Origin of the sequence: Streptomyces turgidiscabies Car8, from assembly GCF_000331005.1 — a bacterium.
In the GTDB taxonomy this organism is placed as follows: domain Bacteria; phylum Actinomycetota; class Actinomycetes; order Streptomycetales; family Streptomycetaceae; genus Streptomyces; species Streptomyces turgidiscabies.
The window spans coordinates 1-7859 of sequence record NZ_AEJB01000489.1; the positions used below are offsets into that span (position 1 = coordinate 1).

Here is a 7859-nt window from a genome sequence, read left to right on the forward strand (position 1 = left end):
GACTGCCGTACGCCGCATCCTCGACCGCATCGGCACCCCGGACGAGGTGGTGGCCGACGCGGGCACCGGTGCTTCCGGTTCTCCCGCCGCACCCGTTGCCCCTGAGGCGCCGCGTGCCTCCGTACCCGTACAGCGCGACCGGGACCGGGACCGAGACCGGGAAAAGCCGCAGGGCAAGGGCAGGGGGTTCGGGCGCCTCGTACCGAGGCCGCGTCCGGCGGAGACCGGCAAAGGAGCGGACGTCACGGAGGCGTTCGCGCCCTTTCCCTCCGACGGCGATCCCGCCCCGCCCCATCTCGCGGGTACGGACGAACTCGGGGACGCGGACTGGTGGTTGGCGGGTCGCAGGGGGCCGTTCACGGATGTGGACAGCCTTCCGGCCGGGTTCGTCGGCGGTGTGGAGATCCCCGACCTGCTGAAGCCGCCGCCCAGGCCGCAGAAGCCGAAACCGGCGGACGAGGCCGTGGAGACCGAGGCGCCCGAATCCGGGGGTGCGGAGGGTGTCGAGGGCGAGGTCGCGGAGACGCCCCGCCGACGCCGCCGGGTGCGCCTTCCGCTCCCCTCCGGCAGCTGGAGCAACCCGCTGCTCCTCCTCGCCGCCGGCCTGCTGGTCGCGGGAGCCGTCCTCGGCAACGTCTACGCGCTGCTCGTCGGCTGGGCCATCGCCTACGTCTCGCGCCGCCTCTCCCAGGCCGAGACGAAGTGGGCGGTCGTGTACCTGCCCGGCGCGGCGGTCGCGGCAGGCGCCGGGTGGCTGTGGGGCCGTACCCAGGGCCGCTGGGGCGACCCCATCGCCGAGGGCCACATGAACGAGGCCCTCTCCCAGACCTGGCCGTGGGTGGTGAAGGGCGCCGCGATCACCTCCGCCCTGTTCCTGGTCTGGCGCTCCCAACGCCCCCGCTGAGCACCATCCCCCGACCGCTCCCTGTGCCGGGCCCCGAGCCTGCGGCCCGCGCCCCATCCGCTCCCCGAGCCCGCCAGCTGACCACCACCCGCCCGGCCCCCGTACCCGTGCCCCCGTACCCGCTCCCTGCCCCCGTACCCGCGCGTGCACCCGAGCCCGCTCCCTGCCCCCGTACCCGCGCGTGCACCCGAGCCCGCTCCCTGCCCCCGTACCCGCGCGTGCACCCGAGCCCGCTCCCTGCCCCCGTACCCGTGCCTGCACCCGCCCCCGTACCCGTACCCGCGCCCCCGTACCCGCTCCCCGCCCCCGTACCCGCGCCTGCACCCGAGCCCGCTCCCTGCCCCCGTACCCGCGCCCCGTACCCGCGCCTGCACCCGAGCCCGCTCGCTGCACCCCAGCCCTATCCCCGCATTCGCTCCCCGTACCCGAGCCTCATCCCCGCACCCGCGCTCGCTCCCCGTACCCGGCGTCCCGCGCCCCTCCCGCACAATGGTGCATATGACACTCACCGTCGGCTTCGACCTCGACATGACCCTCATCGACTCCCGTCCCGGTATCCACGCCTGCTATCTGGCGCTTGCCGAGCGGACCGGCACGTTCATCGATGCCGACCTGGCCGTCACCCGGCTCGGGCCGCCCCTCGCGGACGAGCTGGTGCAGTGGTTTCCGGCCGATCGCGTCGCCGCCATGAGCGATCTCTACCGGTCGATGTATCCGGCCATCGCCATCACCGCGACCCCCGCGATGACCGGCGCCTCCGAGGCCATCGCGGCCGTGCGGGAGTTGGGCGGGCGGGCGATCGTCGTCACCGCCAAGTACGAGCCGAACGCCAAGCTGCACCTCGAACACCTCGGCATAGAGCCCGACGCGGTCATCGGAAACCTGTGGGCCGAGCAGAAGGCGGTGGCGCTGCGCGAGCAGGGCGCGAGCGTGTACGTCGGCGACCACGTCGGAGACGTACGCGGCGCCCGGACCGCCGGTGCCCTCTCCGTGGCCGTGCCCACCGGGCCCTGCGACGCCGCTGAGCTGCGCGCGGCGGGCGCGGACGTCGTCCTCGACGACCTCACCCACTTCCCGGCCTGGCTGGCCGCCTACCCCGGCTGTTCGGACGCGACGGCCGCCCGCGCCTGACGCCGGCCCTCGGCCACCGACCGCAGCACCCCGGCGCCCGCGACGAGGAAGCCGACGCCCATGAGCATGCTCAAGCCGAACATGAACGTCGGGAATGGCGTCGTACCGAGGAGAAATGGGGCCACGGTGACCAAAGTGGCCACCGCACCGACGAAGAAGACGATGGCACCGACACGGATCAGCCGATCTCCGGCCGCGGCGGAATTCGTTTGGGTTTTGTCACGCACTCGACCAGGGTAGTTCCCTGCCCGAAGGAACAACCCGGCGACGTCTTGTCACCCGCCTGTCGACCATTAGCCTTGGTACCGGCGGGTCCAGCGACCCGCCGGAGTGCTGTCAAGACCCGTTTTCCCACCAGTAGTTCGTGGCAGATCTCAGCAGTTCGCAGCATCTTCAAGCAGTCCGAAGCAATTTTCCGACGAGTATGAGGACGAGGAACAGACGTGCCCACCGGCAAGGTCAAGTGGTTCAACAGTGAGAAGGGCTTCGGCTTTCTCTCCCGCGACGACGGCGGTGACGTCTTCGTCCATTCCTCGGTCCTGCCCGCCGGAGTCGATTCCCTCAAGCCGGGCCAGCGCGTGGAGTTCGGAGTTGTCGCCGGGCAACGCGGTGACCAGGCACTCTCCGTCGTGATCCTGGACCCGACCCCGTCCGTCGCGGCGGCGCAGCGCAAGAAGCCCGACGAACTGGCCTCCATTGTCCAGGACCTGACGACCGTCCTGGAGAACATCACCCCGATGCTGGAAAGGGGCCGTTACCCCGAGAAGACCTCCGGCGCGAAGATCGCGGGCCTGCTGCGGGCGGTCGCCGACCAGCTCGACGTGTAGGACAGCACTGGGTTCTTCCGTGGATTTTCGGGGATTTCCGTGGATTTCTAGGGGAAATCGAGTGCGTTCGGGCCGAGGGGTGGCACCAGCCCCTCGGCCGCCGCACGGGTCAGCAGACCCCTGACCGCCGCATAGCCGTCCTCACCGAGGTCGGCGGTGAACTCGTTGACGTACAGCCCGATGTGCTGGTCGGCGACTTTCGGGTCCATCTCCTGCGCGTGCTCCAGGACATAGGCCCTGGAGGCCTCCGGGTCGTCCCAGGCGGCCTGTACGGAGGTCCGGGCGGCCTGGGCGAGGAGCCGCAGCGTCTCCGGCCCCAGCGACCGCTTGGCGATGATCGCGCCGAGCGGGATCGGCAGCCCGGTCGTCGTCTCCCAGTGCTCACCCATGTCCGCGAGCTTGTGCAGCCCGTAGTTCCGGTACGTGAAGCGCGCCTCGTGGATGACCAGCCCGGCGTCGACCTTCCCGTCCCGTACGGCGGGCATGATCTCGTGGAACGGCATCACGACGACCTCCCCGACCCCGCCGGGGACGGTTTCCGCAGCCCAGAGCCGGAACAGCAGATACGCCGTCGACCGCTCGCTCGGCACCGCGACCGTACGTCCCGTCAGGTCGGCCCCCGCCTCCCGCGTGAGCACCAGCGGGCCGCAGCCCCGGCCCAGCGCACCCCCGCAGGGCAGCAGCGCGTAGTCGTCGAGGACGTACGGCAGGACGGCGTACGACACCTTCAGTACGTCGAACTCGCCGCGTTCGGCCATACCGTTGGTGATGTCGATGTCCGCGAAGGTCACGTCGAGCGCGGGCGCGCCCGGCACCCGGCCATGGGCCCAGGCGTCGAAGACGAAGGTGTCGTTCGGGCAGGGCGAGTACGCGATCCGCAGTTTCTCGGGCTTCTCAGGTTTCATGCGGGTGCTCATGATGGTTCCAACTCTCCAGTACCGGCGCGAGCTTCCCGAAGGCATCCGTCAGGGCCGTGAGGGCGTCGCCGATGCGCCAGGCGGTGCGGTCGCGGGGCCCGACGGGGTTGGAGACGGCCCGGATCTCCAGCACCGGCACACCGTGCGCGGCGGCGGCCTCGGCGACCCCGAAGCCCTCCATCGCCTCGGCCAGCGCGCCGGGGTGCCGGGCGCGCAGTTCGGCGGCTCGTTCGGCGCTGCCGGTGACGGTGGAGACGGTCAGGACGGCGCCGGCGCGGGCGCCCGTCACGGCCGTGACATCTCGTACGAGTGTTTCCGGCGGACGGTGGGTGACGGCTCCGAAGCCCAGCGCGGTGACCGGAACGAAGCCGTCCGCGGTCTCGGCGCCCAGGTCCGCGACGGTGATCTCGTCGGCGACGACCAGCGAGCCGACCGGCGCCTGGGGCTGGAAGCCGCCGGCGATGCCCGCCGAGACGACCAGGCCGTACGGGGTGCCGCGGAGGGCGGCGGTGGTGAGGGCCGTCGCGACGGACGCGGCGGAGGCGGCGGGACCGACTCCCGCGGCGATGACGTCGACCGGCCCGTCACCGGACGGGAACGCCTGTGCCACCGCGTCCCGTTCGACGGGGACCGCGGTGGCTACGAGGACTCGTACTCGTACCCCTGACGGCGTCGGAATCGTCAGGAGTCCTTCTTCAGCTTGAACGACCACAGGCCGTTGACCTCTTTCTCGCCCTCCTTGATGGAGACGAGCGTCGAGTTGCCCTGGGCGCCGTACTGGGCGTTGAAGAACACGCTGCCCGGGATCGTGCGGTACGTCTTGGTGCTGGAGTCCGTCAGCGGCTGGCCGTTCATGAGGATCGTCCAGCCCTTGTCGGCGATCTCCGGGTCGACGCCGAAGCGCACGGTCTCGTCCGGGTCGACCGTGATGCTCTTGATGTCCGTGTCCTTGAGGCACTTGGCCACGTCGGCGGTCTTCAGCTCCTTGCCGTCGTCGTAGCAGGAGGCCTCCGAGTTCACCGAGGCACGGCCGACGGTGATCGTGGAGATCGGCGTCGGCTTGTCGCAGGCGGACAGGACGAGCAGTCCGGCACCAACGGCGCCGACGGCGGCAACAGCGCGGCGGCGGCGCGCAGTGGAAGCGGAACGCAACGAGGTCATGGCCGAAGGCTATCGGGCACCCGCGGCACGCTTGTCACGTGGGTACGGCGTGCCGGGCCCGGTAGGACCCGATGGCGGCCCTCAGGCGACGCGGGGGTGGGCGCGGCCCCCGTGGCGGGCGGAGCCGATCAGGCCCTTGACCGTGGTCAGCCAGCCTACGGCGACGATCGCGGCGGCCACCGCGAGGCCCAGCTCGCCGACCAGGGGCAGCGCGATACCGATGGCGCCGCCGAGCACCCACGCCATCTGGAGCAGCGTCTCCGAGCGGGCGAACGCGGAGGAGCGGACGAGTTCGGGGACGTCCCGCTGGATCAGCGCGTCCAGGGACAGCTTGGCGAGCGCCTGGCAGAACCCGGCGACCGCCGCGAGGCAGGCGACCAGGGCCGCGCCGAAGAAGACCGCGGCGACGACCGACGCGCCGAGGACCACGGCGACGACCGTCACGATGATCAGCTCCGGCGCGCGCTGCTTCACGGCCGCCCCGACCGCCGTACCGAGCGCGTTGCCCGCGCCCGCCGCGACGGCGACCATGCCCAGCGACCACGCGGCGCTCTCGCCGGTCAGCGGATGCTCGCGGAGCAGGAAGGCGAGGAAGAAGGTGAGGAAGCCCGACAGACAGCGCAGGGCGGCGTTGGCCCCCAGGGCGTGGGTGACCGCCGTACCGACCGTGCGCAGGCCCGGGCGGCGGAGGGTCTCGGGGCGGTGCGGGCCGTGCAGGTGCTCCGCGTCGGCAGCCAGCAGGGCGGTGTCCTCCCCCTTGGCGGAGTCCACCTTGGGCGGCAGGGAGAAGGACAGGAACGTACCCGCGATGAAGATCACGAAGGCGCCGTAGAGCGGCCAGCGTGGGCCGAGGGCCTGGAGCCCGCCGCCGATGGGCGCGGCCACACCGGTGGCGAGCAGCCCGCTCAGCGTGACCCGCGAATTGGCCTTGACCAGGGAGAAGCGGGGTGGCAGGAGACGGGGTACGACGGCGCTGCGGACCACGCCGTACGCCTTGGAGGCGACCAGGACGCCCAGCGCGGCCGGGTACAGCTCGATGCTCCCGGTGGCGACCGCGCCCGCGAGGAGCAGGGCGAGGAGGGCGCGGGCGAGCATCGAGCCGGCCATCGCGGCACGGCGGCCGTGCGGCAGACGGTCGAGGAGGGGGCCGATCACGGGGGCGAGGAGGGTGAAGGGCGCCATGGTGATGCCGAGATAGATGGCCACGCGCCCGCGTGCCTCGTCGGTGGGGACGGAGAAGAAGACGGTGGAGGCGAGGGCGATGGTGATCATGACGTCACCGGCGCCGTTCACCGCGTGCAGTTCGATGAGTTTGCCGAGCCCGGACTCCCCGGCGCCGTGCGCGTGGGTGGCCTTGCGGATGCCCCGGGCCGTACCGGTCACCGGGAAGTGCAGGGCACGGCCGACCGCACGTACGGACCCGTTCATCCGGCCCCGTACGCCGTGCCGGCCGCTCTTGGTGCCGGCGCCGCTCCGGTTGTTCCCCTCGGCCCCACCGGTCCCGGTGGCGCCGTGGGGCGACCTCTCGGTTGCCACCTCGCCATAGTGCCCCGAGAAGGGCGTAACTAGTGCGGTTACCGCGCGTATGGGTCCGAGTGGGATGCGAGTGAGGGTCCCTCAGGGGTTTTTCGGAGGTCTCCCAGGGGTCCCGCAGGGGTTCCTCAGGGGTCTCTCGGACGGTTTCGGTGGGGTGTTTTCCGGCCATCCGGGGGTGGGAAGAGTGGGGTGAGAGGCGAGGAAAAGGGGGGCCGGAGTTGCCACGGTTGGATGTCGGTCGCCACGAACCGTCCCGTCGGTGTGGGCCCCGGGCGCTGGAGAAGGTAGCGTGCGTAGCGCGCAGTGGCGGTTGTTCTCGGCCGCGCGCCTCTCGGCCATCCCGCAGAATGGATGACGTAGGTGCGCCCGAGCGTGATCGGGCGCGAACGTTGACGCGGCCCTCTGGTCCGCTCCGTTCGCAACCGTTCGCACCCCGTCGGGACGGGCGCACTCGTGAGACGGCGTAGGAGAGAAGCGATACCTGTGAGCGCAGCGACAACGCGAAGCCGCACCCCTGACCGCCTGTGCGCCGAGGCCGTCGACCTCGCCCTTTCCGCGGCGGAGGAGGCGGCGGCGCCAGGCGTGGTGGGTGAACACTCGGGCCTCGTGTCAGAAGGGGACCGGGTCGTCACGCACTTCTTCGAGTGCAAGGAGTTCGGCTACCGGGGCTGGCGCTGGGCGGTGACGGTCGCCCGGGCGTCCCGGGCCAAACTGGTCACCCTGGACGAGGTGGTGCTCCTCCCCGGCCCCGACGCCCTCCAGGCCCCGGAATGGGTGCCCTGGAGCGAGCGTCTGCGCCCCGGGGACATGGGTCCCGGGGATCTGCTCCCCACGGACGCGGAGGACCTGCGTCTGGAGCCGGGTTACTCGGGCGAGGACGAGCCCCTGCCGAACTCCGTGCTGGCGGCGAGGGCGGCTTCGGCCTCGGCTTCGGTGGAGCTGGCCGCGGATCTGGCGGACGCCGAGGACGCGGACATCACCCCGGGTTCGCCGGCCGGCTTCACGGTGGTGCCGGCCCGCGGGTCGATCGCGGCGGTGGCCGAGGAACTGGGCATGCGCCGGGCGCGTGTGCTGTCCCGGTACGGCCTCCACACCGCCGCCGACCGCTGGGAGGACGCCTACGGTCCCACGACGCCCATGGCGCAGGCCGCGCCGGCGACGTGCGTGAGCTGCGGGTTCCTGGTGGCGATCGGAGGGTCACTCGGACAGGCGTTCGGCGTGTGTACGAACGAGTTCGCTCCGGCGGACGGGCGTGTGGTGTCCCTGGCGTACGGCTGCGGAGGGCACTCGGAGGCAGCGGTCATGCCGACGCCGCCGGTTCCGCCGCCGCACGTGATCGACGAGACGCTCGTGGACCCGTTCCCGCTGCGGCCCGCCGCGGAC

Annotated in this window: 9 protein-coding genes; 4 read left to right on the top strand and 5 right to left on the bottom strand. The window is 71.9% G+C overall.

Annotation, left to right across the window (positions count from 1 at the left end):
• Positions 1-904: hypothetical protein (locus STRTUCAR8_RS35030; protein WP_006380978.1), on the top strand; the 904-nt coding region annotated here is incomplete at its 5' end.
• A 489-nt stretch (positions 905-1393) separates the two neighbouring features.
• Positions 1394-2035 carry an HAD family hydrolase gene (locus tag STRTUCAR8_RS35035; RefSeq protein ID WP_044473433.1) on the top strand — a complete coding sequence of 214 codons (642 nt, stop codon included), beginning with the start codon at positions 1394-1396 and terminating at the stop codon, positions 2033-2035.
• Here the strand turns inward: STRTUCAR8_RS35035 and STRTUCAR8_RS35040 are convergent.
• Complete coding sequence (locus STRTUCAR8_RS35040) at positions 1996-2262, bottom strand: hypothetical protein (RefSeq protein WP_006380983.1); 267 nt, start codon at positions 2260-2262, stop codon at positions 1996-1998. The genes STRTUCAR8_RS35035 and STRTUCAR8_RS35040 overlap by 40 nt on opposite strands.
• 216 nt (positions 2263-2478) lie before the next feature.
• Between STRTUCAR8_RS35040 and STRTUCAR8_RS55245 the strand changes: the two genes are divergently transcribed.
• Positions 2479-2862: a cold-shock protein gene (locus STRTUCAR8_RS55245; protein WP_006380984.1), complete on the top strand. Its 384-nt coding sequence runs from the start codon at positions 2479-2481 to the stop codon at positions 2860-2862.
• A gap of 47 nt (positions 2863-2909) precedes the next feature.
• Here the strand turns inward: STRTUCAR8_RS55245 and STRTUCAR8_RS35050 are convergent, their stop codons facing one another.
• The 4 genes from STRTUCAR8_RS35050 to STRTUCAR8_RS35065 all read right to left on the bottom strand — a co-directional run bounded on the left by STRTUCAR8_RS35050 (position 2910) and on the right by STRTUCAR8_RS35065 (position 6476).
• Complete coding sequence (locus STRTUCAR8_RS35050) at positions 2910-3767, bottom strand: 1,4-dihydroxy-6-naphtoate synthase (protein WP_006380977.1); 858 nt, start codon at positions 3765-3767, stop codon at positions 2910-2912.
• On the bottom strand, positions 3757-4491 hold the full coding sequence (locus tag STRTUCAR8_RS35055) for a futalosine hydrolase (protein ID WP_006380981.1): 735 nt from the start codon (positions 4489-4491) through the stop codon (positions 3757-3759). Before STRTUCAR8_RS35055 ends, STRTUCAR8_RS35050 begins: the two co-directional genes overlap by 11 nt.
• Positions 4461-4940: a hypothetical protein gene (locus STRTUCAR8_RS35060; protein ID WP_044473435.1), complete on the bottom strand. Its 480-nt coding sequence runs from the start codon at positions 4938-4940 to the stop codon at positions 4461-4463. Before STRTUCAR8_RS35060 ends, STRTUCAR8_RS35055 begins: the two co-directional genes overlap by 31 nt.
• A gap of 81 nt (positions 4941-5021) precedes the next feature.
• Positions 5022-6476: an MFS transporter gene (locus tag STRTUCAR8_RS35065; protein ID WP_006380982.1), complete on the bottom strand. Its 1455-nt coding sequence runs from the start codon at positions 6474-6476 to the stop codon at positions 5022-5024.
• A 483-nt stretch (positions 6477-6959) separates the two neighbouring features.
• Between STRTUCAR8_RS35065 and STRTUCAR8_RS35070 the strand changes: the two genes are divergently transcribed.
• On the top strand, positions 6960-7859 hold a 900-nt coding region (locus STRTUCAR8_RS35070), incomplete at its 3' end, for a DUF3027 domain-containing protein (protein ID WP_044473438.1).

Excerpts from the sequence above, each read along its gene's own strand:
- STRTUCAR8_RS35050 (WP_006380977.1), bottom strand. The coding sequence starts at position 3,767 with ATGAAACCTGAGAAGCCCGAGAAACTGCGGATCGCGTACTCGCCCTGC.
- STRTUCAR8_RS35060 (WP_044473435.1), bottom strand. The coding sequence starts at position 4,940 with ATGACCTCGTTGCGTTCCGCTTCCACTGCGCGCCGCCGCCGCGCTGTT.
- STRTUCAR8_RS35035 (WP_044473433.1), top strand. The coding sequence starts at position 1,394 with ATGGTGCATATGACACTCACCGTCGGCTTCGACCTCGACATGACCCTC.